Genomic DNA, 25,130 nt, shown 5'->3' with positions numbered 1-25,130 from the left:
CTCCGCTTCTGCTGTGGCGGGGTGTGTCGGTGACATGCGGAGTGGGTGACCGGCCGGGGTGACCGGTTCGGTCACCCACTCCGTGGAGGTTCGGTCAGGGCCGGGAGGAAGTGACCGGCTGGCGGTGCTGCTCACGCAGCTGAGCCATCAGCGCGGTCAGGGTGTCGCTCGACAGCGGGATCTGCTGACCTCGGATCGCCTGGGCGACCACCTTGCGGGTCAGTTTGTCCTCGGCCCTGACCGCCGACCGGGCGATCGCCAGCAGCTCCTCGGTGTCCGGGTCAGGACGCCGGTCACCAGTCGGCCGAGCGGCCCGGTCAGTGACCGGCGGCGAGGTGACCGGCGGGGCACTGACCGCCGCCGGACTGTCCTGGTCATCACCGACCGGGGCCGCACTGCTGGGGCGGTCAGTGACCGTCCGGCCCTTGTCCGCCTGTCCCAGCAGGTCAGGGGCACCGTGGCTGCGGTTGTGGTGGTCGGTGACCGACTGGCCGCTGGTCGCCGGGATCGAGTCTCCGGTCACTGACCGGGCGGCGGTGCCCTCTTCGGTCGGGGACAGCGGCAGCCGGTCGGTCAGAGCGGTGACCGACTGACCGGACGTGACCTGACCGGCCGCTGACCGCTGCTGACCGGCTCGGTCGGTCCGGGTGACCTCGATGGCGTCGCTGCGGTCGGTCTCACCGAGGTGACCGGGCTGACCGAGGCTCTGCCGACCAGAGTCCTCGACCGGGCCCCGGGCAATGAGGATGTAGAGGTGGACCGCTCCGGCCAGTGCGAGCGGGGCGATGGTGGAGAGCACCGCGACCACCGCGTCACCGAGTTGGAGGCCGGTGCCGGCGACCGTGTCCTGGTTGATGCGCACCGCGTGGAGTGCGTTGGCCCAGATGCTGGCGGCGGTGGCCGTGCCGAAGAGCGTCCAGACGTAGAGCCGGGCGCGCAGTGGTGCGTTGCGCAGGACTAGGAGGGCTCGGATGCCGTAGGCGATGAACCCGTCGATCACCAGGGGGAACAGGTAGGTGAGGAAGCCTCGGATGTGGATGGCCACGGCCATCTGCTGCAGGGCGTCGTACGACAGCGCGCACCCCGCGCCCCCGAGCGCCACGACAGCCGCGCGGTCCCACCCGGATATGTGCGCCGTCCTCGACGCGCTTGCGATGTTCATGCCGCCGTCCCGAAGTCGTCGCGGATCAGGCGCTCGCCACTGGTCTCGGGGGGTGTGGTGTTCGTGGTGGGCTGGTTCAGGGTTCGGTTGCGCTCGGCCCGGCGGATCTCGCGGTACCGCTTCTTGGCGTGCTCCTCGGTGACCTTCAGAAGCCAGGCCAGGCGCTGCTCGCTCACCCCGTGGCGGTAGGCCGCGTACTCGACCGCGCGGCGCTCCGTATGGGTGAGGTGCACGTCGCGTCCGGCGATGGTGGCATTGACGCGGCTGTAGTCGAGGCGGCTGGCGAGCTTGTCGTGCAGCGGCCCGCGCTCCTCTTCCGTCAGGCCGCCACGGATCCCGTCGGTGTCACCCCCTTCGAGAGCGGCGTCCAGGCAGGTGCGCCGGACCGGGCACTGGCCGCACAGGGCCTTGGCCGTGGCGATCTTGGCAGTCTCGTCGGGTTCGGGGAAGAAGACTTCGGGGTCCACCGGGTTGTACTCGGTGCTCTGGCAGACGGCGTCGGCCTGCCAGGTCTGGTCGCCGAGCTGACGGTGCTGGGCGGGGCCGTTCATCGTGCTGGTCATGCGGGGTGCTCCGATCGCTCTCCGCGCGCAGGGGCGTCGGCGGAGAGGTGCGCTGGCGGTAGGTGCCCGGGAGACGGCGCTGCGAGGGCGCGGTCCGGCGGGGTGGCCTGTGGAGGGTCAGGCGGCGGCGCTGTGGCGTCTGCGGTCGACAGCCTCGAACTCGACTCGGGTGGTCATCTGGGCGAGCCTGCTGGCGACTCGGTCCCCGAGGTAGGAACGCAGGTCCTTGATCGCCAGGTTGGTCGTGATCAGCGTGGGGAGTTCGTAGTTGTACCGCCGGTTGATCAGCCGGTACGTGATCTCCTCGACCCACTCGCTCGCCTTGGCCGCGCCGAGGTCGTCGATGATCAGCAGCGGGCAGCGGCTGACGGCCGCCAGCTCCCGCTCACTGTCCACCCCGGGCCGGGGGCGGAGATCGGCGTAGAGGTCGGCGGCGGTGGTCGCCCGCCAGCGCGCGCCGACCCCGCTCTGCACCAGCGCTCGGACCGCGCCGTACGCCTGGTGCGTCTTGCCCGCGCCGACGACGCCGGCCATCAGCAAGCTAGGGCCGGTGGTGACCTGTCGTCGGGCTCCTCGGCTGGGGGCGACGGCCGCGTCGGTGACCCTCCGGACCCACTCCAGGACCGTGGGGTGGTCGGCGACAGCCGCTTGATAGCGCGGGGGCATCCCGGCGAGCAGAGCGTCCAGCGGTGAGAAGGGCTCGGCGCCGTCCGGTAGCGCGGCGTCGGCCGGGTCGATGTTGCGGGCGGCCAGGATCCGGGCCATGCGCTCCAGTGTGGCTTCGTTGCCGAGGAGCTGGGGTTCGCGGTGACGGGTGTGCATCACAGCTCCTCGGCGTAGGCGGCAGAAGCGTTGGCCGGGTTGGTCCACGCCTGGTGGGCGGGCACGTTAGGCCGGATTCCCGGCCGCGCCAAACCGCCGGGGCGAGCGTTCATCGCCTCGTTGACCATGCTGGTCAGCACGCTCGGGTGCTTGGGGTTGGCCGTGAAGTTCGCCAGCCCGGCTCGGATGTGCGCCGGTGCGATGCCCTCGTCCAGGAGCTTCTTGATGATCCGGCCGAGGTGCCCGATCACGTCGTTCGGGGGACGCTGGTCGCACCCGGCGACGTACTCCCCGACGAGCTCCTTGGCGGAGATGCCGGCTGCGGGCGCTGTGCGCCCCGTAGGGACAAGAGATCCAGGATCCAAGATCCTAGATCCAGGCGCCGAGCCTTCGGAGAGGCTTCGGGGAAGGTTCGGGGAGTCCTCGGAGAATGCGGTCTGACCTGCACTCTTAGCGCCAGCTCGCCCCGCTGTGCCGATCGCGCCGTCGGCAGCCTCCTGCCGGTCGGCGACGGACTCGTCTGCGTGGTCCGGCGTCGTCGAGGCGGGTACGGCAGGCAGATCGAGGGCTCGGGGAGCCCTCCCGGAGGTCTCCCCGAGCCCTCGGGGAGCCGTGGACGACCCCTCGGTCCGCCGGGAGCAAGAGCCCTTGCACGGTGCGCACCGGTCGGCGGCCTGGTGTTGCGGGCACGAGGGCAGGCGTGACTGGCTCGGCTTGTCGATCTTCTGGTGCTCGGACCAGGTCACGATGTGGAGGTAGAGGCGGCCGTCGCATCCGGTGTACCGGCAGATCAGTCCGGCGTTCGCGAGCTGGTGGAGGTCGTCTTCGACGTGGACCGAGGTGTGCTCGGCGCGCAGGGGCCAGAGAAGCCCCGCGATGATCGCGGCGTTGTCCCGGTGGCGGCCATGGTCGTCGGCCTGGGTGAGCAGGCCGAAGAAGGTCCGCTCGGCCGCCACGGTCACTTCGGCGAGCGACTCGGAGAAGAACGCCTCCGGCTTGATGGTGCGTATCCGGGCCATGTCAGCGGCTCCGACCGGCGGCGACCAGGTCGCTGCAGGTGAGGGCGGCGCGCTGAATGTCGAAGGTGTGCGGCCGTGTCCAGTCCGCCTCCGGCCAGACCCGCAGGATCCAGCGGGCGGCGACCGTCGCCGTCGTCCGGCTCACCTCCAGGGCCTTCCCGCCCTCGTCCCGGACGGCGGCACGCGGGTGGGGCCACGCCCGGCTCGGGTCGGTGAGGCTGACTCGGATCGTGGCCGCGCCGGGGATCATCTCTGCGAGCTGAGCAGCGAGACGGTGCTGTCGTCGGGTATCCGGGCAGGCCGGGTTGACGCTCGGCGTGGCGAGCATGTGATACTCCGTTGTTCGTAGGAACGCGGTGCGGCGGTTCTCGTGCAAAAGCCCCGCCGCCCGCGAGATGTGCATGGGCACCCCTCGGAGTGCCGGCCCGGTGCTCGGGAGTTGGTAGCTCCCGGGCGCCGGTCTCATCCACCCCTGTGCACCCTGCGGTTCACGATCCGCGCGTGCTCGTCTCCCTCCCCTCTCGGTCGTTCCGTCGGCCTGTGGGCACCAGGACCATAGAGTGACGCTCGACCCAAGTCCAGCTCTTACAGGCCAGCCCCCACCAGCGATGGAACACTGCAATGGATGCTCTCGATAGATAACGTACATTGCAGTTGCGGCACCTCGTCAACTGCAATGGCGAGAGGCTGGACCTGGCTAACCCTGATCACCACTGAGGTGGATAGGATGGCCGCCATGACGGAGATCCGGAGATGACCGAATCGCGCGAGCGCACCTTCTCGGAGCTGCTCGACTACCTGTTCCGGGAGGTGCATCCGAAGGGTCGCGGCCCCTACACCTACGCGGAGGTCTCACAGGGCATCCGCGACACCTCCGGCGTGACGATCTCCGCGAGCGCCATCCAGCAGCTCCGCACCGGCACCAACTCCAACCCGAAGATGCAGACCATCCGTGCGCTGGCCGGTTTCTTCGGCGTAAACCCGGGCTACTTCTTCGACGAGGAGGAGGCGGAGCGCCAGCGTGCCGAGATCCAGTTGGTCGCCGCCATGCGCGACCGGGGGGTGCGCCGGGTCGCCCTGCGCGCGAACGGCCTCAGCGCTTCGAGTCTGAACATGGTGAACACCGTGATCGACCAGGCGCGTCGACTTGAGGGGATGTCGGAGCCGGAGGACTCGGACCTGCTCGACGACGAGTGACGTCGCAGAGCCCGAGACTCGAGGCGCACCTGCTTCACGATCCGGTCAGAGCGTCGCCTCGTGTCGACTCCTCCAGCAGCACGACGACGCGAAGGCCGTCGCTGCGCATCGGCCGGAGAGCCACGACGCGGATGACGGTCTCGTGCCCCTGGCCACACGGGAGCCTGAGACGTCGAAGAGCACCATGGGAGTGCTCGACCAGATCCGGCCGATCCCACATCTCCCGCGCGGACGACGACCCGGCGAGGATGTCCCGCTCCAGGTTCAGCAGCCCACTGTCTTTCGGATGATGGGCCCGCTCATAGCGCAGTCGCCCCAGGAAGGGGCGCGCCCAGTCCTGCTCCCACGCCACAAGCTGCTGGCGAGCCTCCGCCGCAAGGAAAGTCCACCTCATCAGGTTGGCGCCCTGCTCGACGACCCAGGGGAACCACTCCCGCAGCTGCTGGTTGTGGGCGATCATGTTCCAGGCCAGGTCCGTCGCGAAGGCCGGCGCGGGAGCCTGGAGATCCAGGAACCGCTGGAGCAGTGCTGCATTCACCGGCATAGCCAGCCCCGCCCCCGATGCTGCGGCAAGGGCTGGCGGACGACCGACCGATTTCAGGTAGAGCGCGCGGCGCTCCGCAGGGCTGAGCCGGAGGGCGGACGAGACCTGGTCGAGGAAATCCACCGAGTAGTCCGCTTTGATTCCGCGCTCCAAGGCGCCGTACCAGCGGACGCTCACTCCGGCCAGGCGGGCTACGTCGTTCTGCGTCAGCCCCTCACCTCGCCGCCCCGTGGCCACCAGTCCTGGGACCTTCAGCGGGTCAACCCGCCTCCGCCAGAACCTCAGCAGATCAGGCAGAGGCTCACCGTCGGGGTCGCCGCCCTTGATCTGCCCACCCCGAGCATCCATGCCCTGAAACTAGACGCCGCCACTCGGTGACATGCGCCACAAGCCTTCGCGAATCGCAGCCGATGGATCATGAATCCGTCATTCAGCGTAGTCGGACATAACGGGCAGTAGATTATTCAATCAACCTGACGGGGTGACACACGCCCCCGCAAGGATGGGCATCATCCCATCCTCGAGAGAGGGACCGAAGGCGAGCAATGCCGGCCAGCCAGCCCGCCTTGACTCACCTTCCGTGATCGGAACTGCGACTTCCGGGAACTGTGAGTTCCGGCTTCCTGTTGGCATCCTCGTGCTCGCTCACGAGAAGTTGGCGCACAGCCGAGGCCGAAGGGGGAAGCGTCATGCCCTTGCCGGAAGATCACCGGAGCCGACTGCGTAGTTGGTGCGAGGAGCAGATCGATCTTCTGAGACTGCCGCATCGTTTCAGCACGCGCGAACTGCGAGAGGCCATAGCCGAGAAGCGCGGGAAGCCGATCATTCTGCGCCCTCTGGACACTCTCGGCGTGATCGACGCACCTTGTGGCATAAGGCTGGAGACGCGGGAGGCCGACCTCCTCTTCTACGAAGAAGGCACCTCCGTGCACCACCAACGTCACATCCTCACGCACGAGCTGTGCCATGTGTACTGCGATCACCCCGGCAGCCTGGAGATCGACGTGCAGACGGCCCGCACTCTCGGGATCGACCCCACCCTGGTGATGCGCATGTCGGGGCGTACCAGTTACTCGACGACCCACGAGCGGCAGGCCGAGATGATGGCCTCGGTCATTCGCTGGCGCATCTACCGCGCTCGCGAGTCTCCATCCCTTCGGCCGGAAAGAGGCCCGGACAGTTGGGACGCGCTCTTCGCCCAGCCCGCCAGGAGAGGGCGGCTCCGCCGATGAATTACGTCTTCCTTGGTATGTCGTTCGTGCTCGCTGCTGCCAGCGGCTACTGGATGTTCGGCCGAGGGACACCCCGCCCCACCGGTACGTGGGCCATGGGTGGGCTCCTCGGAGCCTTCGCCCTGGCTTTCGCCTCCTACGCCCCGCTGGTCGAAGACGCCGTCGAGGCCCTCGTGCCCCACGTCGCCCGGCTGCTGAGCAACTGCGCGTCTCTGGGAGCCGCCGCGGCGGTCGTCGCGGTCATCCTCCAGCTCAACATGGATCCCGCGGAGGCCAGACGACGCATTCGGGTGCGTCTCGCTCTGCTCGCTGCGGCGGTCGCCAGCATGACGCTCCTGTTCGCTTACGAGCACTTCACCAACCGGTCGCCCGAGGCCTACGCCCTCTACCTGCTCCTGTACATCTCCTACCTGGGCTTCGCGGTGGTCGACTTCCTCGGCCAGGCCCTGCGTCAGTCGGCGTCGACGCGCCGCAGCAGTGTCCGGATCGGCCTTCGCATCGCGGCGACGGGCTGCGGCTTCGCCCTGATCTACGTCGCCTACAAGACGACGCGGCTCGTCGACCTGGCCCTGGGGCTGGGGCTCATGAACAGCACTGCGGAGTGCTCGACCCTGGTCGGCAGATGCGCCTTCAGCGTCACCGCCCCAGCGCTCGCTGTTCTGCTGATCTGCCTCGGCCTCACCTTGCCCACCGTGGCCTACCCGATCAGCCAGGCCCGCCGACGACGCTGGGAGGTCCAGTCGTTCGAGGCGCTCGGCCCCCTGTGGCGGGACCTGTCGGCCGCCATGCCGCACATCGTGCTGTCGCCCGCGGGCACCGGGGACGTGTCGACCGAGTCGGACTTCCTGCTCCAGCGGCGGGTCATCGAGATCAGCGACGGCGTCCTCGCTCTGCAGCCGTACCGATCCCGCGATGTGCAGGAAGCTGTCCAGGCCACCGTTGAGACCGGAACAGTGAACGGCGCGGCAACGGTCGAGGCGGCCATCCTTGCGGCGGCGCTCGCCGACCGGAAGGCCGGCCGACTCCCCGACGACGTTGCTCCGCGATCGCCGGAGGCCGCCTCCCGCAAGGACCTGAAGGGGGACACGGAGTGGCTCCTCCTCGTGGCCTCCGCCTACGCCCGCCACGCGGGGCGTGTCGCCGATGGCCGCCGACCGGAACCCGTTGGAGCCTGGGATCATGACTGACCCGGCGAAGGACCCCCGCTTCCTCCGGAACCCCTATCCGACGTATGACGCCATGCGCTCGGCATGCCCGGTGCAACGAGTACAGTCAGGCTCCGGCGGACACCCCAGCTACCTTGTTACCGGCTACGCGGCAGCCCGGGAAGCCCTCGGTAACGCCAGTCTGTCGAAGGACACCGCCGTCTTCTTCGCAGGCAAGAAGTCACGACGCCGTCTGCACCCCGCGGTCGCGCGAACCATGCTGGCCAGCGATCCGCCCCGGCACACCCGGCTGCGCAAACTGGTGACCAAGGCGTTCACCACGGGGGCCGTAGCACGACTGCGCCCTTTCATCACTCGGGTCGCTGACGACCTGCTGGACCAGTGGCCCACCGATGAACCGTTCGACGCCGTGGCCGGCCTGGCCGTGCCGCTGCCGGTCATCGTGATCTGTGAACTCCTCGGAGTGCCGCCAGCCGACCGGCCCGACGTCCAGGGATGGTCCGCCGACCTGTTCGCGGCAGGAGAACCCGGCGTCATCGACACGGCATCGCACGCAATCGCGGACTACATGACGGACCTTGTCGCCGACAAACGGGAGGCTCCCGGCAGGTCCTTCCTTGACGCGCTCATCTCGGCGCGCGACGGGGACGACCATCTGAGTGAGGAGGAACTGGTCTCCCTGGCCGTTCTGCTGCTCGTAGCCGGACACGAGACCACTACCAACGCCCTCGGCAACGCCCTCCTCGCGCTGCTCCGGCATCCGGCCGAGCTGGATCACCTTCGTGGAAGTCCTGACGAGATCCCTGCTGCCCTGGACGAACTACTCCGCTTCGACTCCGCGGTGAGTACGAGCACCTTCCGATTCACCACGGAAGCCGTCACGCTCGGCTGCACTGACATCCCGGCTGGTGCCCCGGTCCTGGTCGCCCTGGGGGCAGCCAACCGGGACCCCACACGGTTCCCGGCGCCGGATCAGCTCGATCTGAATCGCAACGCGACTGCTCACCTCGCCTTCGGTCACGGCATCCACCGCTGCGTCGGTGCGCCCCTGGCCAAGGCCGAACTCGAGATCGCTCTTCGGGCGGTACTTGCCCGCTTCCCCGGGATCCGCCTTGCCGTCCCGACAGAGCAGCTGGAGTGGCGACGAACCCGTCTCGTACGGGGACTTATGTCCCTTCCCGTCCTGGCACAGCAGCGACCATGAGGCTGGGCACCGCCCCCCGTTCACGAGTGCTCGGCGGCCACCTTCCGCAGCCAGCGCCTCGTCTGGCGCCGGTTGGCCAGCAGCACCACGTCGGTGCCGGAGCCGGACTCCTCGATCTTCGTCATGACGCGGGGCCGCATCTTCCGCCGGTACGTCAGAACGTACTTGACCACGTCCCAGTGGATGCGGTTGTGCACCCCGTTGCCCTTGTGCCCGGCCCCGTGCCTGACCTGCCGGGAGAGGATCCCGTACAGCGCCGCCACGGTCGACACGTCCATCAGGACCACGGTGTCGCAGGCTTCGAGCCGCACCTGCAGCGTCGAGCTGTAGTTGCCGTCGATCACCCACCGCGGCTGCGCGACCAGCTCACGCTGTATGTCGGTGAACTCGTCCATGGGCAGCGCGTTCCACTCGTCGTCGTAGAACACGGCGTCCAGGTGCGTCACCGGGGCGTCGAGGATCCCGCCGAGCTCGCGGGCGACGTGAGACTTGCCGCTGCCTCCGCAGCCGATGACGGCGACCTTCTTCATCGTGCTCCATCGTAGAGACCGACTTCACCGCTGTCTGGTCAGCCCTGGGGTTCACCCTCGCACGCGGCGAGGAACTCGTGCGCACCGCGCAGACGAGTGCGCAACAGGTGCTGAGTGGTCCGACTGTCCAGGCGCACGTCGAGTGGACCCGGCAGCCTGCTGTCAGCGCGCAGGCCGGCGGCCAGACGGGTAGCGTCCAGACCGTCCCGCCGTGCGATGAGGACACCGAGCTCGTGGCGGCTGACGGCGTCGGCCCCAGCGGCGTGTTGCACTCCTGCGGCGCCGTTCTCAGCGAGCTCCAGCAGCGCGGCAGCGAGGTCTGCGACGTGGACGGGGCAGCGGATGTCGTCGGTGAACAGGACTCCCTCGGTGGTACCGGCGATGAGCTGGTGCACCAAGCGCTCGTGCGTGGAGCGTCCGCGCCCGATGATCAGGGATGTGCGGACTACGGCGGCTTCCGGGTACACCGCGAGAACGCCGGTCTCCGCAGCGGCCTTGGCGGCGCCGTAGGTGGTGATCGGGTCCGGGAGGCAGGACTCGTCGTAGCAAGCCCGGCCGGTACCGGAGAACACCGCATCGGTTGAGACCTGCACGCACCGACTGCCGTGTCTCCTCGCGGCCACCGCGAGCCGGACGGGAGCCTCCGCCGTAGTCGCCCAGTCCGCTCCCCCACTGGATGCGTTGATGATGAGACTCGGGCGTATCTCAGCCATCGCCACGGCGAGACCCTTCTCATCCCGAAGGTCCAGGCGATACCACGCGGTCTCGGAGGTGAATGCGGGGGCGGTCGCATGGTAGGTCGCGACCGTGCGATGCCCGGCCGCTCTCGCCTGCCTGATCAGTTCGGTCCCCAGAAATCCACTGCCGCCGATGATGAGCGTCTTCATGCGCGCTGGCTCTCCCCTTGCTCGACGCCTTGCAGGATGGCCGCTTTGGCTGCCCAGGCCAGGATGCTCTGCCCTCGCATGGACAGGCCGAGTCGGTTCCAGTGGAAGATCACGTGGTAGCTGAGCACCTGCCTCAGCCCACGGTCGAGTGTTCCGTCCTGAACCCCCTGGGCGAGGGCCAGGCCGGTGCTGCGGAAGGCGGCAGCCCACTCGGCGAAGGGCTCCAGTGGGCCACCGGAGTTCAGCAGTGCGTCGCTGTCAGCGAGAAGCAGAGGACGGATCTCCTGGGCTCGGGCGTTGAGCCGTTCCACCGGAACGTCACTGACGGCCGATCGGTGTTCCGCTGTTATGACCCTGTCCCAGACATCGCCCTGCTCGTACCACTCCAGCCGAGCTGCACGCATCATGATCGTGCACAGTAGGACGGACAACTCCCTGGGCCCGACGGTGAGACCGCAGCGCTGACGCAACCGCTGGATCTCGCGGCTGTCGGTGACGAACAGGGAGTGCGCCGCCGTCATGCTGACTTCCCCGCCGAACGCCGGAGTCTCCGGTTCGTAGATGCCGGGCCACCAACGCTGAAGGTGCCCTTCGGAGACAAGGTGGTCGAAGTGGTCCCCGATGCTCAGCTTGGTGCCGCCCGCGGGCTGGACGCGGAGCCGCAGACGCCAGCAGGGGTGCTTTCTGGTGTACCACCAGCTACCGATGAGACCGGCGGTCTCCGCCTCCCGAAGCAGGGGCAGGACGAACGCGGTGAAGGTCTCATCAGCTTTCGTCCAGTCGGTGAAGTGGAGGTACACCTGCCACCAGTCGACCGTGGAGGCGTGTCGGGCCAGGGCCTCCCGGCCGGCCTGGTCGTAGACCGCCACGGCGTCGGACAGGACCGCCGCTTCCATCCCGTACTGGGCTGCGACCTCGGGGATCGGCAGCCCGGTGAGGGCAGCGGCGACCGCGCGCTGGATCGGGCTCGGCTCCATCAAGATCAGTTGATCAAGAGACATGCGTCCCATCCGGTGATCGGGGCCTGCTGTGAGGCGTGGGTGGTCAGGGCGAGCGCGGTGCCGGCGTCACCGTTGATCAGGCCGGGCTCGGGAAGGCCAGGTTGGGCGTTCGCTGCGAGGGTGTTGCCGAGGACCTTCGGGAGGGTGTGAAGGCGGGGGTCGAGGGCGTCGGCTGCGGCGCGGGTGGCGGTCTGGTAGATGCCTGCCCAGCCGTGGCACAGGCCGGGGTCGGTGACGCGCGCGAGCTGTTCAGGGTCGGTCAGGGCGCGGTACAGGGCATCCTCGTAGAACGCCTGGACGTCAAGGGCGTGCAGAGCGAGGCCGGCGAGTTGCCCGGCTCGCGCGATGCCCGTGGTTCCGTAGCACCAGCTCGGCCGGGCTGGAGCGTCGTGGTGCGGGCGCCCGAGGTCGAGGTCGCGTCGCGAGATGTGCTCAGGCCACCAGGGGCCGGAAGGGCTGAGCTGGCACCAGGTGTCGAGGTGTTCGCAGATGTTCCAGATGGCTTCGCGGTGGCCGCTGACGGTGATGCCGCGCAGCATGGCCTGGGCCAGCAGGAGGAGTGGGCCGGTGATGCCGTGGGCAGCGCCGAAGTTGCCGTGGCCGCCAGGGAAGTGGGGGGACTCGCCGCGTGCCGGGTCGTGGCGGACCCACCAGCCCGGCAGGCCGCGGTCGTCGGGGGCGAGGGAGCGGGTGAGGGCGACGAGGTACTTCAGGACTCGTTTCAGCGGAAGCCCTTCGGGATCGTCGCGCAGGAGGTACGCCCCGATGCCCGTGAGGCCGTAGAAGAGGTCGTACTCGGCGAACGTGGGCAGGTCGCCCTTGCGGATACGGGTGAGCGCGGCGTCCACGCGGCGGTGGGTCAGGTCGGTGATGTGCTGGTGCAGGGTCCGCCGCGCCGGTTCGTACAGGTGCTGGAAGGGCGGCGGGACGGTGGTGAGGACGAAGCCCAGGGCCGGGGCGCCGAGGAACAGCCCGGCGGTGTCGGCCGCGCTGATGTGGCCGGCCGCTGCGGCGGTGATCCACCGGTGGGCGGGGCGCCAGGAACTGCCGTGACGGCTGGCCATCTCGACGTGCAGCAGGCTGATTCCGGCGGCGCCGTCGGCGAGGGACTGCACCGACCAAGGCTCGTCCGGGGGTGGAGGAGCTGGTTGAGCGAGGTGGGCGGTGTACTGCTCGAGGATCGTCGCGGTGGTGGCGGTTGGCGCGGTCATCGGACCGCCATCCGGTGCTGGAGGGCCGCGGTCCGTACGAGCCGGATCGTGGTCTCCTCGGCGCGCGGGTCGACGCCCAGGGCCCGGACGTGGTGCTGGTGCAGGAGCGACCGGGCGACGTCGAGCGGGTCACGGTGGGCGGTCAAGGCCGTCCGGTAGGTGTCGACGGCAGCGGCGCTGGCCTGCCACGCTTCGACGACCGCAGGGCCGCCGGGGAGGGCCTCGAGCACGGAGTTGCCGTTCGGCGCGGCGAGTTCGAGCACCTGGGCGCGCAGATCCCGGTTCAGCCGTCCCGTGCCCTGGGGGAGGTTGCGCACCAGCCACTCCTCGGCCGCCGCGGTGTCCGTCGCCAGGGAAGCGACGAGGTGCAGGGCGCTGGCCGCGGCGAGAGCCTGCGGGGCGAGCGCGTCGGTGCGCTCGGTGAGCTGGATCTGCGCGAGGGCTGCGGCGGAATCCGCGGCGAACACCCGGTGCGCGGCGTCCATGGCGGGCCCGTGGCCGAAGCGACCGGTCTGCGGTTGGTAGGGAGCCAGGACGAGCCCGGCTGCCAGACCGGCCCCGTGGAGGCTGTCGGCCCACCTGCGGACGTGCTGGGCTGCCGCCCCGTACGCGTCGGGCGGCAGGTGCAGCGTGAGGTCGAGGTGCTGGTCGGCTTCCGGGCGGGCCATCTCCCGGTGCCGGGTGAACCACCACAGCGGTGGGGCATCGCCGAACGCGGAGAGGAGGCTGGGGAGGTGGCGGCTCAGGATCTCGTCGTAGCGGCGTGGGTGGGCGTGGAGCTGCGCGAGGAGTATGTCGCCAGCGCCCGGAGGGTGCCGGTCGGGGGCCGCTGACGAGGCGGGGCGCGGCCGGGGTACTTCGGTGGTCGGCTCCGAGCGGCCCAAGGAGAGCCAGATCTCGTGCGCCCGCCCGATCCAGCCGTGGGCGTCTGCGTCCGGGACCTCGCGCAGCTCTAGGCGCCGGGCGTTGTCGAGGTGCGCGCGCAGCGCCCGGCGGTGGACCGGGTGGGACAGGTCGAGGGGGAGGCGCTGGTCGTACTCGATGACGGCGACCTGCACCGGGACCCGCAGCCGGTTCCGCCAGACGGCGAGGGCGTTCTCCCACTCCTCGGTCGTGGCTTTGCGGCCGGGCAGGTCGTCGGCCATCAGCAGCCATCGGGCCTGCGTGAGGATGGTGCGGCGGTAACGCACCCGCGGGAGGAACGGGAGCCGGGAGCCGGCGCCGAAGTCGAACGGCTTGTAGGCGGCGAACCGTCCGTTCGCTACTTCGGCGAGGAACCGGGCGAGCGGCGGGGTCTGCGTGCCGCCTTCCAGGGCGTGCAGGACCCGGACGTCGATGCGTCGGCCGGTGGAGAGTTGTACGAGGTGGAAGCTGCGCGGGTCGGCGATGACGGCGATGTCGGCGAGCGGGATCGTCGTCTCGTCTGTCTTCTGGTGGCCGGACAGCTCGATGACGTGGGGCAGCAGCCGCGGCGTGCGGGTGACGTTCTCGTTGCGGTGGCGGCGCGGTGGGAAGACGAGCTGCGCCGTGAGGCTGTGCGGCGCTCCGTGGTACGTGGCGGCGAGCGCGTCCTGATGCTCGGGCGGCAGGGCGTGGGCGAACCGGCCGGCCATGCTGCTGCCGGGCCGGGGGACTGCGGTGAGGAGGATGTCGAAGGCGCCGCTGGAGAGTGCCCGGGTGCTGGAGGAGTGCACTTCGAAGGCGACCTCCACCCGGGGGACGAACAGCCGCTCGTCCTTCCCGGCGGCCTTCTCCAGGGCATCGACCATGTCGTCCGTCAGCCGCAGTTCACGGCCGCCGCCGAGGAGGACCTGCTGCATCATCGCGAGCAGCAGTTCGTCGCGGTCGGTGCGCACCTTCAGGGCGGCGCCGCGTTCGGAGCCGACGTATCCGGCGGGCAGGCCCAGGCCGCTGTCGGCGACCAGATCCATCACCGGCACCAGGGCGCCGACGCCGTACCGGGCCCGGAAGCGGCGGTGGTAGTCGCGCCAGTGCTGGTAGCCGTAGGGCTGCGGGGTGGTGCGGTAGAGCGCCGAGACGGCTGCTTGCGCTTCCGCGATCACGGACTGCGGGAGCGTGGTCTCGCAGTCGAGGGCGGTGTCAATGAGCAGCGGTGTCGGCGTGACGGGGGTGAGGGCACGCATCCGCGTGGCGACGGTGCTCACGCTGGTGTCGGAGAGGGTCGGCTGGTGGGCGGACAGCTCGTCGCGCAGGGCGTACAGCTCGTGGACCAGGTCCCGCACTTCGGGGATGCTGTCCGCTTGGAGCCGGTCCAGTTCGTGGCACAGGTGCTGGAAGGCGTCCACGGTGGTCATGGGCGCCCACAGACTGGTGATGAGGAACTGCTGCTCGACCAGGCTGGCGAGAAGTGCGTCGATCTTCTCCGGAGCGGCCTGCGGAAAGCGGGCGCGCAGGTCGCCGTGGAGACCGCTGTAGGGGACGGGGGTGCAGGCCGCTTCCATGGCTGCGGCCACCGGCCGGGCGTTGCGCACGGATATCTCGACCGGGGCTAGGAGGACGGCGTGGCCGTCGGAGGGCGGACCCGGCGCCACAAGCCGGTCACCGCGAGCGCGGGCGGCGTTGTTGGCGACGACCGGTAACCGCTTCAGCAACGCCGTGGTGCGCTGGAGCCGGAGGACCATGTCGGTGACCCATTCGGCGTCCGGCCGGATCACCGCACGGTGCTTGTCGCGCCACCGTGCACTCGCCCGGGGCCCGACGGAGACCGGGGCGATGCCGGCGAACAGGCCGAGCGGGGTCGGCCGGTGCTGCCACCGAAGGAGGTAAGAGACCGTCGACAGTGCGGTGCGGCGCACCTGACGGGGCTCGGTCTGCCGGCCCCGGACGACGGCCTCAATGGCGTCGGACAGAACGGGGGTGGCCAACTCCAGCGCGCGGCGGAAGTCCTCGCGCTGCCAGATGCGGTTCAGCCATCCGCGGGTGACGGCCACGTTGTCCAGGTCGAGGGTACGAGGAATGTCTGCCGGCCCGGGGCTGGTGGTGGCGCGCAGCATCGCAACGCCTTGCCACAGGTATCCGGCGGCTGCTCGGGAAGCCATGAGGCCCTTCCATGAGGCGGCGCGGGAGGAGAGGGGGGCCTGTGGCCGGGCGAAGCCCTTCGCCCGGCCACAGGTGAGGAGGTCGGCCTGGATCAGGCCGGGTCCTCGGTGAAGGAACCGCAGGCGGAGGCACCGGTCGCGCAGGTGGTGCCGCAGCCGTCGCCCGTCGAGCACATGAGGTGGCCGTACGAGTGCTCGGCGATGACGACCTTCACGTCCAGGGGCGCGAAGTCGTCGTCCAGGTCCGCCGACGCCGCGGGCGCGACCGGGGGCGGGGCGAGAGTGGCGCTCGTCATGTTGGTGCCCTTCTTCTCGTTGGGGTGGTGCGGGATGACCTGACTCCCTGCGTTACGCCGAGGGCCAGGAGAGCGAGATCCGGCTGTGCACCTTGTCGATGACCCGGTCGGCCGGGATCTGCTCATCGGGGGTGCCAGCCGGATAGACCCGGATGACCGGGCTGGGGCCGCCGCGTCGGTTGGCCTCCCAGTCGCGGAGCACACCGGCGATCTTGTCGGCGAACTGCTCCGCGTGCGGGCCGAGGGCGTGCACGCCGTACTCCAGGTGCTTGTTGTCCTCAGTGCGGCGGGTGACGAGGTAGGCGAAGGTGTCGTCCTCGACGGCCGCGAGCGCGAACCGCTTGTTCACGGGGTCGACCAGGCCCGTGTCCGAGTTCTCATCGACGGCCATGGTGCAGAAGCCCGGCAGGCTGATCGCCATCGCCATCTGGAGGGTGTCGATGAGTTCCTGGATGCGGACGGAGACGCCGGTCCACAGCTCGTGGCGCGGGAACGTGACGGCGTTGTCGAGCCGGTGCGGGTCGGCCGGCAGGCCGTCATCGAACTTGAGGCCGATCCCCGGGGTGCCGTTGACGAGGAGGAGTTCTTCCCGGTGGGCGTTCGAGCCCTGCATCGGGACGAAGCCACAGATCTTCGCCGACTCGCTCTCCAGGTAGGGGCCGTGCTCGCCCTTGACCTGGATGAAGGAGACCGACCGGGTCAGGCCGCGCATCCGCAGCGGCACCACGAGCCGGCCGCCCTGCTTGAGCTGCGCGGTCCAGGCCGGGGAGATGTCCCAGGCGCCGGCGGTCACCATCACGACGTCGACCTCGCCGAGGTCCGGGACGGGCTCGGCAGCGTCGGCGGTGACGACGTGCACCCGGCCGTAGCCGTGCTCGTCCAGGAGCCGGCGCGCGCGGTCGGTGACGACGGGGTCGATGTCCACGGTGACGACTTCACCGTCGTCGCCGACGAGCTCGGCGAGGTAGGCCGCGTTCAGCCCGCCCGAGCCGATCTCCAGGACCCGCATCCCGGGCTGCACCTGGGCCTGCTCCAGCATCATGGCCTGGATCTGCGGCGCGGAGACGGAGCTGAGCTGCACCCCGTGTTCGTCCGTCTTGGTGATCACGGCGGCGTAGGTGTCGTACGCCTTGTCCAGCGGCGTGTCGGCGGGGGTGAACTCGTGCCGGGGCACCTTGCGCATCACCGCTTCGATCTCCGAGGAGGAGATGTTGCCGTCCGCGCGCAGCTCGTCCACCACCTTGTTCCGCAGGCGGGTCGCCTCGTCGGACTCGACGGTCGTGTTCGTCATGGCTTCCTTCGGTCGTTCGTGTTCAGGGAGGGGGTAGGTCGGCACGGTGTGCCGGCGGGCCGGGAGGCTATCGGCGAACGCTCTCCGTTCTTGCCGGACCTCCGAAGGTCGGCGGTTTCGTGCCGGACGGCGCGCGAAGGGCTCGGCGCCGGTGGTAAGCCGCCCAGGAGCCCCGTCCGTATCACTCAGGGCCCCGGGCGGCCGTCTAGGCGGCGGGTACAAGATCGTCCAGATTGACGACCTCGTAGTCCCGCAGTTCGCTTATGAGTTGACTCGCCAGGAACCAGCCCGACTGGGGGTGCCCGTACGCCACGGGCGCGTCATCGTCGTCGGCGGGAAGGGGTTCCAGGCCGGTGGCGGTGAGGCGGTACCGGGTGCCGATGACGCCCCAGGGGGACGTCGCCCGCGCGCGGAAGGCGATGTGCCCCTTCCGTAGATGCGGGCACAGCTCTATGGCCGGCCGCAGGTGCTTCAGGCACACCGGCGGCTGGGCCGTCCTCACCGGCTCACCGGCGCGGTGGGAAGCGCCCTCCGAATTCCCGGCGAGGAAGATGTAGCCCTGGTCGGTCTCGGCCGGGCAGAAGCTGACCTGGCACCGAAGCTGCTCCATCGCCTCCCGCTGCCGGGCGGGGTTGACCATGCGCCACTGCGGCTTGCCCGTCGGCTTCCCAGCCGCGTTCAGCGACTGGGAGCACCGGGCCCACAGCTCGCCGCGGGGCCCGCGGTCAGCCGGGGTCTCGTCCTGGTAGGCGAGACGCACGGCGCCGAAAGCGTTCATGCTCAGCGTGAGTTCCGACTCCAGCCCGCCGTACTCGCCCTCTCGCTGGGTGATGTACGGGACGAGCCGAGGCGCCGCGCTGGTCCGCTTCACGCGGCTGCCCTCGCCACGTTGAGGGCGCGGTGCGGGGCGATGACCTGGCCGTCCGGCAGTAGCTCACCGGTGTCCTCGAAGAGGAGCACTCCGTTGCACAGCAGGCTCCAGCCCTGCTCAGGCCGATGCGCGAGGGGCCGCGCGGCCTCCCTGTCGGGAGCCTCAGCCGTGGGGCACGGCGGATTGTGCGCACACATGGTGCTCGTCCTCTCGGGTGGGAAGTCGGGCCCTCTTCGGCCAGCTACGGTGCCGTGGGGGAACACGGTTCGAGCACGGCCGAAGAGGGAGTCTGGTGGTGCCGCCGAGTGAAGGCGGCTATCGCGGCTTCGCTGTAGCCGTAGAAGCGTCCGAAGACCGCGTCGTCCTCCCGCCAATCGGGTGCGGCGTCGCCCCACTCGACGGTGTGGCAGGTGTCGCGGTACGGCGACGATCGAACGCGCAGGCGCGGGAAGCCGGGGTGCTCCGCGAGGAGGACGTGCGTCTCCGTCGCGGGGTCAGCAGGTCGAAGGACATGTATCCACCGCGGCGCGGCCCGCCGACGGGAACCGCGAGGAGCGGCGCCCGGAAGACACGGACTGCCACGGCGTCCGTGAGGAGAGCAGGTTCGGCGAGACGGCTGCGGAAGTGCGCGTAGTCGTACGCTTCCGCAGCCGGACGAAGGGAGACGGCAGCGGAGTGGCGCGGCAGCGTTGCGGCGGCGGTCAGCATTCGAGCTGCCCCTTGATGTAGCGAGCTTCGATCAGCGCTTCGATCAGGTCGGACGTCACGAAGGCCAGGCGGCGAGCGAGACCGACGGCTCGCTGGTAGTCGGCCGGCGTGGGCTCATCCCGGAGGGAGCGACCTCGCTCAACGAGTTGGACCATCTCCGCGGTGGGCGGGTACCGCCCGTCCGCGACGGCGATGTCGCTGAGCTGCTTCAAGTGGCCACGGAGGCGGTCGACCAGGGCGTCGCTCGTCGCGACGGGCGGCGGCTGATTGCCGATCGTCGTGTCAAGGTCGTCAAAGACCGCCTCCACATCGAGCGGCCTCCAGTTCTTGATCCGATCCAGGACGGACCTCAAGCCCTCTGCATCGAGTGGGGGTGTCCACTGCGGTGTGCGGGGCTCGTCGGCTGGCGGGGGAACCACGTCGTTCTCCGGAACCAGAACGGTGAGGGACATCGGGTACTCCTGGAGAGGGCCAAGTGCCGGCCGTGGGGGCTAGAAGTGCTCGGTGGGTTCCGGGGTCCCTATGAAGACCCACACGTCCTTGCCCGTCGGGGTCACGGACAGGGACGTGTCGTCGGCCAGGGCACGCAGCAGCATCAGGCCGCGCCCCTCTTCGGCCAGGAGGTCCGGAGACGCGTACACAGGCGGGCAGGGGTCCTGGTCGCGGACGATGGCGGTGACGCCGTCCGGCACCTTCTGGAGGAGCAGGCTGGCCATACGGCATCCGTCGGCGCCCGCGGAGGTGTGCTGCAAGACGTTGGTGAGGAGTTCGTTGACCACGGTCAGCATGCGGTGCGCGGTGCCGGTGTCGATGCGCCACCAGCACAGATGCGCCGCGACGATGTCCCGGACGGTTCCCAGGTCTTCGGCCCGGACGTTGAAACTCATGTCGAGTTGGCCGTCCACACTTCTGGACGTGGCTCGAACAGAAGCATCCGACTCGCGGGTGTCGACGAGTAGTTCCATCGCTGGTTCCTCCGTTCTGCCATAACCCCTTCAGCAGGGGTGGGTTGCGGTGTGTACTGGTCTGGAACCGATCAGCAACCATTTAGGCAGAGCGCACCGAGAACGTGCAGAGCCTGATGCCGAGAGGTGAAGAGTTCGGCATCGACGACTTCGGGGACAGGACATGCCGCAGCCAATGAAGCAGCTCGATCCGGGGGCGTCCCCCCAGGAGTGGTTCGGCAGCGAGCTGCGCAGACTGCGCCTGGAGCAGGGGCTGTCTGCCAAGGCGCTTGGTCGGTTAGTGCAGGTCAGCGACGACATGATCTTGTCAATCGAGAAGGGCAAGTACCCGAGCTGTCGTCGCGACGTGGTGCAGCGGCTCGATGACGCCCTCGGCACGGGTGGGCTCCTTGACCGGGCGTGGCCGATGGTATTCGGCGACGGCGATGCCGATAAAAAGCGGGCTGATGCCGATAAGGCTCCCCCGCGCCGGGGGGAGGTGCGCGTTCAGGCGCCCGCAGGCCGCATCCTGGGCAGAGACGAACCGACTCTTCGCCCTGGGAGCCATGAGCCCGTGATTCGACGCTCGTTCCTCGGAATCGGCGGCCTCGCCGCCATAGCCCCTCTCAGCTTCACCGATGCCTTCGCGCCCGCCGAGCTGTCTCTCCCGTCCCACGTCAACCCGAGCCACGTCGACCAGGTCTTGGCCGTGGCCAACGCCCTCAGCGGCATGGACAACAAGCTGGGCGGCGGGGGCGTGGTACGTGACGTGGCCGCCCGAGCGATGCAGTGGTCGGCCGGCCTGCTGCAAGCGCAGTTCCCCGAGCACCTACGAACCGACCTGTTCGCCGCCGTATCGCGCCTCGGCATCGTGGTCGGCGCCTCTGCCTTCGACGCCTACCACCACGACGAAGCCACCAAGACGTTCCGATTCGCAGCGGATTGCGCCGAGGAGGCCGGCGACTGGCATCTGCGGGCCAAGACGTACTCGTTCCTCGCACGGCAAGCCGTATGGATCGGAGCCCCCGATGACGGCCTCACCTACGCCGAGAAGGGGCTCGTGCGCTCCGACCGCTTGACGGCGACAGAGCAGGCGATGCTTCACACGGCGCGGGCCAGGGCCTTCGGGAAGATGGGGAACGTCCGCGACACCATGGCGGCCGTCGGCGCCGCGGACGAGGCATTCACCCGGGCCCGGCCCGCCGAGGACCCGTCGTGGATGGCCTACTACGACGAGGCGCAGCACAACGGGGACACGGCTCACGCTCTGTTCGATCTCGCGCTCCTCGCCGGACAGGACCCGGGCCGGGCCGCGCGCCGATTCGACACAGCGGTGAAGGGACACACAGACGCCTACAAACGGTCCCGGGCGATCTCGCGGACCAAGCTGGCCTCTCTGCTCATGGCCAAGGGCGACCCGCGCAAGGCGGCGGCGCTCGGCCACGACGCCCTCAACGAGGTAGGCCGGCTCACCTCCCGGCGAGCTGCCGACGACCTGCGGCAGCTCGGCCGCTTCGCCTCGAAGCATCGGACCGTCCAGGAGGTTTCGGCGCTGCGAGATCGGATCGCCGCTACGGTTTCGGCATGACTTCTTCGGCAGCCGCACCGGCGCGTCATGTCCTGAAGCAAGCATGCTCCGCAGTCGGATTGGACTCCGACGGAGCGGAACCTCTTCGCCTGGCCGAGAACCAGATATGGCGGCTGCCCGGCAGGCGGGTGATCGTACGGATATCACGGGCGGGCCAGAGCGACGCGGCGGCTCGTGAGGTCCGAGTCGCGCGTTGGCTTGCCCAGGAGAACGTCCCGGCTGTTCGGCTGGTCGACGTGGAGCAGCCGGTCGAGTCAGACGGCAGACCCGTGACCTTCTGGGTGGAACTGCCGCCGCAGCAGCACGGCTCGGTTGAGGATGTCGCTGAACTCCTCGCGAGGCTCCACTCCCTGCCCACGCCAGCAATCGACCTGGGGTACCTCGACCCCTTCGTCCGGGTCGGCGAACGGCTGCACGCGGCCACCACGATCCGCGACGACGACAAGCAGTGGCTGCACTCCCTTCACCGCGACCTCGTAGCGGCTTGGGCCGAGCGGCCGACCGGTCTCCCCGATCGGGCTGTGCACGGTGATGCCTGGCCCGGCAACATCGTCCGCACGGCTGATGGGGTCCTGATGATGGACCTGGAGCGCTTTTCTGTCGGGCCCCCGGAGTGGGATCTCGTGTCCACTGCCGTGCGCGCGAAGACCACGGGCGCCGTCAGCGCACGCGAGTACGACCGCTTCTGCGCGGTGTACGGGTACGACGTGACGGCGTGGGAGGGCTATCCCGTCCTCGCGCGCGCCCGTGAGCTGCGCATGGTGACGTACGCAGCGCAGCACGCAGCCAACAACGCGGAGTGGAGGAGCCAGGCGCAGTATCGGATCGACTGTCTTCGTGGTCGATCCGGCCCGCGGCCGTGGTCGTGGACGGGAATCCTCTGAGACGCGTGTCTCCACCACCGTCCGGGCCGGATCGAACACCCCGGCCGCTCCCCACCCCACGGTCAGGACGACGCTCCACCACGGACCACAGGCGCAGTACTCGCCCATCATCTTGCCCACCGCTGAGTAACTCGGGCTGTAGCGCGTGATCAGAGGGCTCTGAGCTGATCGTGGTGCGCGTCGCCGCTGGCTGTCGGCGTTGCAGGACCAACTGATTCAGCGGGCCGCACCCCGTGAACCTCCCGCCTCTCAGATCCCTGTTCGAGGTATCAGGCCGATCGACGGCGCTGCGGACGTCGGCTGATCCCTTCTATCCCAGGAATCCGGTTCGTCCAACTCGCTCTTTCTCCGGAATCTCGTCCTGTCATCGCCACACGACAGGAGTCGACGCATGTCAGAGCCGCGGGCAGCATCCCAGACCGCCTTCTTGACCCTCCCCAGGGCTGCCGAATACCTCGGTATCTCCCCCAACACGTTGTACGTCTGGCGACACCGCCGACAGGGGCCTCCCAGCTTCCGCATGGGACGGCGTGTGATGTACCGGATCACGGCGCTCGACGAGTGGGTCCGCGATCAGGAGCGAGCGGACTCCCGCTCCAACCGCGCCCTTGACCCGCTGAACCGGAAGCCGCAACAGCGCTCGAAGGCCGTGAAGTAGCGCGGTGGCTCACGCGTCCGGTCTCCCCGAGAAGAAGTCCTCCGCACGGGGATTGGATCGCGCCGCAGATCGCGTTAGCACCGACCAGCTCATGATCACGCACCACTGGAGGGCCCCGTCATGGCGGGTTACATAGAAGACCGATGGCTGAAGAAGCGCCCCGACAAGCTGACCGGGAAGCGGGAGCGGACCGCGATCTACGGCAGCGGGAAGCGCTACCGGGTGAAGGGGATTCCCGGTATCCAGGACCGGTCGTTCCACACGAGCGAGGACGCGAAGCGGTGGCTCGCCAGCGCCAAGACGGACTCCAGCCGTGGCGAGTTCGTCGATCCCCGCAAGGGGGAAATCCTTCTCGTCGATTACATCGCCGAGTACTGGTGGGCGGGCCGCTCCGACGAGCCCTCGACGGCGGACCCGATGCGCAGCCGCATCTGGAATCACATCATCCCGTTGATGGGCGACTACGCCCTGCGTGAGATCGACGCCTCCGCTCTACGAACCTTCAAGGCCGGACTGCTCACGAGGGTCGAGGAGTCGACGGCCGAGGTGATCTGGGGACACCTGTCCTCGATCCTCGGCAGTGCCGTCGACGACCAGCGTCTGCTGCGCAACCCGATGAAGATGAAGAACAGTGTCAAGCCCCCACGAGCGATCGACAGCAAGGCCAAGGCGTGGTCACGTGAGGTCGTCGATGCCGTCCGCGCGAAGTTGCAGGACCGCTACCAGATCGCTGTCGACCTTGGCATCGGCCTCGGGCTGCGCCAAGGCGAAGCATTCGGTCTCGCCGAAGAGGACTTCGACTTCGCGGCTGGAGTCGTCCACGTCCGCCGCCAGCTCAGGTGGGATATCAAGGGGCGCCCCTACTTCTCGCTCCCCAAGGGGCGCAAGATCCGCGAGGTCCCCCTGCCGACCAATCTCGCGCTCCGGGCCCGAGCTCACTTCCGCCGGTTCCCGTCGACTTCCTGCACGCTGCCCTGGCGGAACCCAGAGGCGCCCACCACTGCACTCGAAGAGCGCCAGCGCAAGCCGATTACGGTCGACCTGATCCTCACCTCGTCACACGGCAACCGCATCTACTACCGGACCTGGAACGACCGCAGCTGGAAGCGTGCCCTCGCCGCCGCCGGGCTGATCACACCCGTGGGCGAGAAGGTGCGCCACGACGGCAACCGGATTCGTCGGGTGCCCCGCTACGCCGCCCCACGCGAGGACATGTTCCACGTCCTTCGCCACACCTACGCGAGCGTCCAGTTGGAGGCCGGCGAGTCGATCGTCAGCCTCTCCAAGTGGCTCGGGCACTCGACACCGAAGGTCACGCTCGACCACTACGCTCACTTCATGCCTGGCGCGGGGCAACGAGGCGTCGCCGCCATGGACGCCTGGCTGCAGGACCCCTCCCGGCCGAAAGTCCCTGAGAAGTCCCTACTGTCGTGGCGGACCACTCCGCTGCCCTCGAACGTGCAGGTCAAGCGCCTAGCAGGGCAGGGGGCAGACATGTCCGTGAAGTACAAAGAGACGGCGCGGGGCGGGCTCGCGGTGAACATCATCGAGTGCTGAGGTTTCGTCAGAATGCCTCGTCCGCACGGCCACACCTGTCACCCACCCAGCCACCTCACGCAGAGGCGGAGAGCCGTTTACAGCTTGGGCCGACTTTGAAGGCTTCGTTTTCACCACACCGGCCAACAAGTCGGGCACCCTCGGCCGCCTTCCGAGCAGACTTCCCGCTGAGGTGCAAGGGTGTGGTGACAGCGGGTGTTGGCGGTGCTACATGCTCGTCATGAGGTATGCGGATAGCGGCGGCCTGACCGTTGCGGGGCGGGCGGAGCGAGAAGCGGTGCGCTCCGAGGCCGTGGGGAATTCGAGCAAGAGGTGCGGCCGCCGGAGGCGGCCCACAGGCTACGGATGTCGCGGAAGTCGGCGTACGCCCTGGCACGCCGCCTGGCGCCAAGGCAGCCGAGCGGCTCTGGTGTCCGAGGATGCCTGAGGCTTGCCGTGTCAGCGCAGCGATGACCAGGTAGAACGCCTGCAGTTCTCGACGGATTCATCGCCGGGACCGGGTTGAGGCTGGAGTCCCCGCGACTCTGTCACCCCACCCTTTCAACCTCAGCACCTAAAGGCCACAGGAGCCCCGCCGAAGGATCTCTTCGGTGGGGCTCCTATTTCATGGAAGGCGCCCGCATGAGGAGAAACCCTCGGGTGGGTCTGGTGCAGGTTCGGGTGACAGGTTTGGTCACGCGGCCTGGAGGTCCGGTGTGGTCATGACGGTCTCGTATTCGACGGGTGTCAGGCGGCC

At 69.1% G+C, this 25,130-nt stretch carries 25 protein-coding genes and 1 pseudogene; 8 read left to right on the top strand and 18 right to left on the bottom strand.

Annotation, left to right across the window (positions count from 1 at the left end; genetic code table 11):
• Window positions 1-94: 94 nt before the first annotated feature.
• From ABZ457_RS13890 to ABZ457_RS13870, 5 genes are all read right to left on the bottom strand, one after another.
• Window positions 95-1,162 carry a DUF2637 domain-containing protein gene (locus ABZ457_RS13890; RefSeq protein ID WP_359157440.1) on the bottom strand — a complete coding sequence of 356 codons (1,068 nt, stop codon included), beginning with the start codon at window positions 1,160-1,162 and terminating at the stop codon, window positions 95-97.
• Entirely contained in the window at window positions 1,159-1,725 is a 567-nt protein-coding gene (locus tag ABZ457_RS13885; RefSeq protein ID WP_109180474.1) for a WhiB family transcriptional regulator, read from the bottom strand. The genes ABZ457_RS13890 and ABZ457_RS13885 overlap by 4 nt, the downstream gene beginning before the upstream one ends.
• A 117-nt stretch (window positions 1,726-1,842) precedes the next feature.
• Entirely contained in the window at window positions 1,843-2,547 is a 705-nt protein-coding gene (locus ABZ457_RS13880) for an ATP-binding protein (RefSeq protein ID WP_359157437.1), read from the bottom strand.
• Window positions 2,547-3,566, bottom strand: a complete 1,020-nt coding sequence (locus ABZ457_RS13875) for a hypothetical protein (protein WP_359157435.1) — start codon at window positions 3,564-3,566, stop codon at window positions 2,547-2,549. Before ABZ457_RS13875 ends, ABZ457_RS13880 begins: the two co-directional genes overlap by 1 nt.
• A 1-nt stretch (window position 3,567) precedes the next feature.
• On the bottom strand, window positions 3,568-3,894 hold the full coding sequence (locus tag ABZ457_RS13870) for a transcriptional regulator (protein WP_359157433.1): 327 nt from the start codon (window positions 3,892-3,894) through the stop codon (window positions 3,568-3,570).
• Between the two features lie 425 nt (window positions 3,895-4,319).
• Here ABZ457_RS13870 and ABZ457_RS13865 point away from each other — a divergent pair, with 425 nt between their 5' ends.
• Window positions 4,320-4,763 carry a Secondary metabolite protein gene (locus ABZ457_RS13865; RefSeq protein WP_359157431.1) on the top strand — a complete coding sequence of 148 codons (444 nt, stop codon included), beginning with the start codon at window positions 4,320-4,322 and terminating at the stop codon, window positions 4,761-4,763.
• Between the two features lie 34 nt (window positions 4,764-4,797).
• On the opposite strand, the gene ABZ457_RS13860 is transcribed toward ABZ457_RS13865, so the two are convergent.
• Window positions 4,798-5,655, bottom strand: a complete 858-nt coding sequence (locus ABZ457_RS13860; protein WP_359157429.1) for a helix-turn-helix domain-containing protein — start codon at window positions 5,653-5,655, stop codon at window positions 4,798-4,800.
• A gap of 341 nt (window positions 5,656-5,996) precedes the next feature.
• On the opposite strand from ABZ457_RS13860, the gene ABZ457_RS13855 reads away from it, so the two are divergent.
• From ABZ457_RS13855 to ABZ457_RS13845, 3 genes are read left to right on the top strand one after another with little or no spacing between them, the layout of a single operon-like run.
• Complete coding sequence (locus ABZ457_RS13855) at window positions 5,997-6,539, top strand: regulator component (RefSeq protein ID WP_359157427.1); 543 nt, start codon at window positions 5,997-5,999, stop codon at window positions 6,537-6,539.
• The gene (locus tag ABZ457_RS13850) at window positions 6,536-7,726 is read left to right on the top strand and encodes an MAB_1171c family putative transporter (RefSeq protein WP_359157424.1); all 1,191 of its coding nucleotides are present in this window, start codon (window positions 6,536-6,538) and stop codon (window positions 7,724-7,726) included. The genes ABZ457_RS13855 and ABZ457_RS13850 overlap by 4 nt, the downstream gene beginning before the upstream one ends.
• Window positions 7,719-8,909: a cytochrome P450 gene (locus ABZ457_RS13845; RefSeq protein WP_359157422.1), complete on the top strand. Its 1,191-nt coding sequence runs from the start codon at window positions 7,719-7,721 to the stop codon at window positions 8,907-8,909. Before ABZ457_RS13850 ends, ABZ457_RS13845 begins: the two co-directional genes overlap by 8 nt.
• A 20-nt stretch (window positions 8,910-8,929) precedes the next feature.
• Here the strand turns inward: ABZ457_RS13845 and ABZ457_RS13840 are convergent, their stop codons facing one another.
• From ABZ457_RS13840 to ABZ457_RS13785, 12 genes and pseudogenes are all read right to left on the bottom strand, one after another.
• Complete coding sequence (locus tag ABZ457_RS13840; protein WP_359157420.1) at window positions 8,930-9,439, bottom strand: topology modulation protein; 510 nt, start codon at window positions 9,437-9,439, stop codon at window positions 8,930-8,932.
• A gap of 38 nt (window positions 9,440-9,477) precedes the next feature.
• A complete protein-coding gene (locus ABZ457_RS13835) occupies window positions 9,478-10,326 on the bottom strand; it encodes a sugar nucleotide-binding protein (RefSeq protein WP_359157417.1) in 849 nt (282 codons plus the stop codon).
• Window positions 10,323-11,327, bottom strand: a complete 1,005-nt coding sequence (locus tag ABZ457_RS13830) for a thiopeptide-type bacteriocin biosynthesis protein (RefSeq protein ID WP_359157415.1) — start codon at window positions 11,325-11,327, stop codon at window positions 10,323-10,325. Before ABZ457_RS13830 ends, ABZ457_RS13835 begins: the two co-directional genes overlap by 4 nt.
• Window positions 11,309-12,538 carry a lanthionine synthetase C family protein gene (locus ABZ457_RS13825; protein ID WP_359157413.1) on the bottom strand — a complete coding sequence of 410 codons (1,230 nt, stop codon included), beginning with the start codon at window positions 12,536-12,538 and terminating at the stop codon, window positions 11,309-11,311. Before ABZ457_RS13825 ends, ABZ457_RS13830 begins: the two co-directional genes overlap by 19 nt.
• A complete protein-coding gene (locus ABZ457_RS13820) occupies window positions 12,535-15,597 on the bottom strand; it encodes a lantibiotic dehydratase (protein WP_359157411.1) in 3,063 nt (1,020 codons plus the stop codon). The genes ABZ457_RS13825 and ABZ457_RS13820 overlap by 4 nt, the downstream gene beginning before the upstream one ends.
• Window positions 15,598-15,689: 92 nt before the next feature.
• Window positions 15,690-15,893: an FxLD family lanthipeptide gene (gene fxlA / locus ABZ457_RS13815; RefSeq protein ID WP_161254880.1), complete on the bottom strand. Its 204-nt coding sequence runs from the start codon at window positions 15,891-15,893 to the stop codon at window positions 15,690-15,692.
• Between the two features lie 52 nt (window positions 15,894-15,945).
• On the bottom strand, window positions 15,946-17,184 hold the full coding sequence (gene fxlM / locus ABZ457_RS13810; protein ID WP_359157409.1) for a methyltransferase, FxLD system: 1,239 nt from the start codon (window positions 17,182-17,184) through the stop codon (window positions 15,946-15,948).
• 205 nt (window positions 17,185-17,389) lie between these two features.
• Window positions 17,390-18,055, bottom strand: coding sequence for a hypothetical protein (locus ABZ457_RS13805; RefSeq protein ID WP_023416958.1), 666 nt, complete (start codon window positions 18,053-18,055; stop codon window positions 17,390-17,392).
• Window positions 18,052-18,252 carry a DUF5999 family protein gene (locus ABZ457_RS13800; protein ID WP_161254874.1) on the bottom strand — a complete coding sequence of 67 codons (201 nt, stop codon included), beginning with the start codon at window positions 18,250-18,252 and terminating at the stop codon, window positions 18,052-18,054. Before ABZ457_RS13800 ends, ABZ457_RS13805 begins: the two co-directional genes overlap by 4 nt.
• Window positions 18,253-18,296: 44 nt before the next feature.
• Window positions 18,297-18,763, bottom strand: a pseudogene (locus tag ABZ457_RS13795) (DUF6302 family protein).
• A complete protein-coding gene (locus tag ABZ457_RS13790; RefSeq protein ID WP_023416961.1) occupies window positions 18,757-19,215 on the bottom strand; it encodes a DUF6415 family natural product biosynthesis protein in 459 nt (152 codons plus the stop codon). The pseudogene ABZ457_RS13795 and the gene ABZ457_RS13790 overlap by 7 nt, the downstream one beginning before the upstream one ends.
• Window positions 19,216-19,254: 39 nt before the next feature.
• Window positions 19,255-19,728 (bottom strand): ATP-binding protein, encoded by a 474-nt coding sequence (locus tag ABZ457_RS13785; protein WP_359157405.1) that lies wholly within the window; start codon window positions 19,726-19,728, stop codon window positions 19,255-19,257.
• A 175-nt stretch (window positions 19,729-19,903) separates the two neighbouring features.
• On the opposite strand from ABZ457_RS13785, the gene ABZ457_RS13780 reads away from it, so the two are divergent.
• The 4 genes from ABZ457_RS13780 to ABZ457_RS13765 all read left to right on the top strand — a co-directional run bounded on the left by ABZ457_RS13780 (window position 19,904) and on the right by ABZ457_RS13765 (window position 24,394).
• Window positions 19,904-21,295, top strand: a complete 1,392-nt coding sequence (locus ABZ457_RS13780; protein WP_023416963.1) for a helix-turn-helix transcriptional regulator — start codon at window positions 19,904-19,906, stop codon at window positions 21,293-21,295.
• Entirely contained in the window at window positions 21,292-22,179 is an 888-nt protein-coding gene (locus ABZ457_RS13775; RefSeq protein ID WP_037787063.1) for an aminoglycoside phosphotransferase family protein, read from the top strand. The genes ABZ457_RS13780 and ABZ457_RS13775 overlap by 4 nt, the downstream gene beginning before the upstream one ends.
• A gap of 391 nt (window positions 22,180-22,570) precedes the next feature.
• Window positions 22,571-22,837: a helix-turn-helix domain-containing protein gene (locus ABZ457_RS13770; protein WP_023416965.1), complete on the top strand. Its 267-nt coding sequence runs from the start codon at window positions 22,571-22,573 to the stop codon at window positions 22,835-22,837.
• Window positions 22,838-22,957: 120 nt separating this feature from the next.
• Window positions 22,958-24,394: a tyrosine-type recombinase/integrase gene (locus ABZ457_RS13765; protein ID WP_359157401.1), complete on the top strand. Its 1,437-nt coding sequence runs from the start codon at window positions 22,958-22,960 to the stop codon at window positions 24,392-24,394.
• Window positions 24,395-25,130: the final 736 nt, after the last annotated feature.

This window comes from Streptomyces sp. NPDC005805 (assembly GCF_040630445.1).
Taxonomy (GTDB): domain Bacteria; phylum Actinomycetota; class Actinomycetes; order Streptomycetales; family Streptomycetaceae; genus Streptomyces.
The sequence above is the reverse complement of the archived record's forward strand: the minus strand, read 5'-3'. Positions and strand labels throughout refer to the sequence as shown.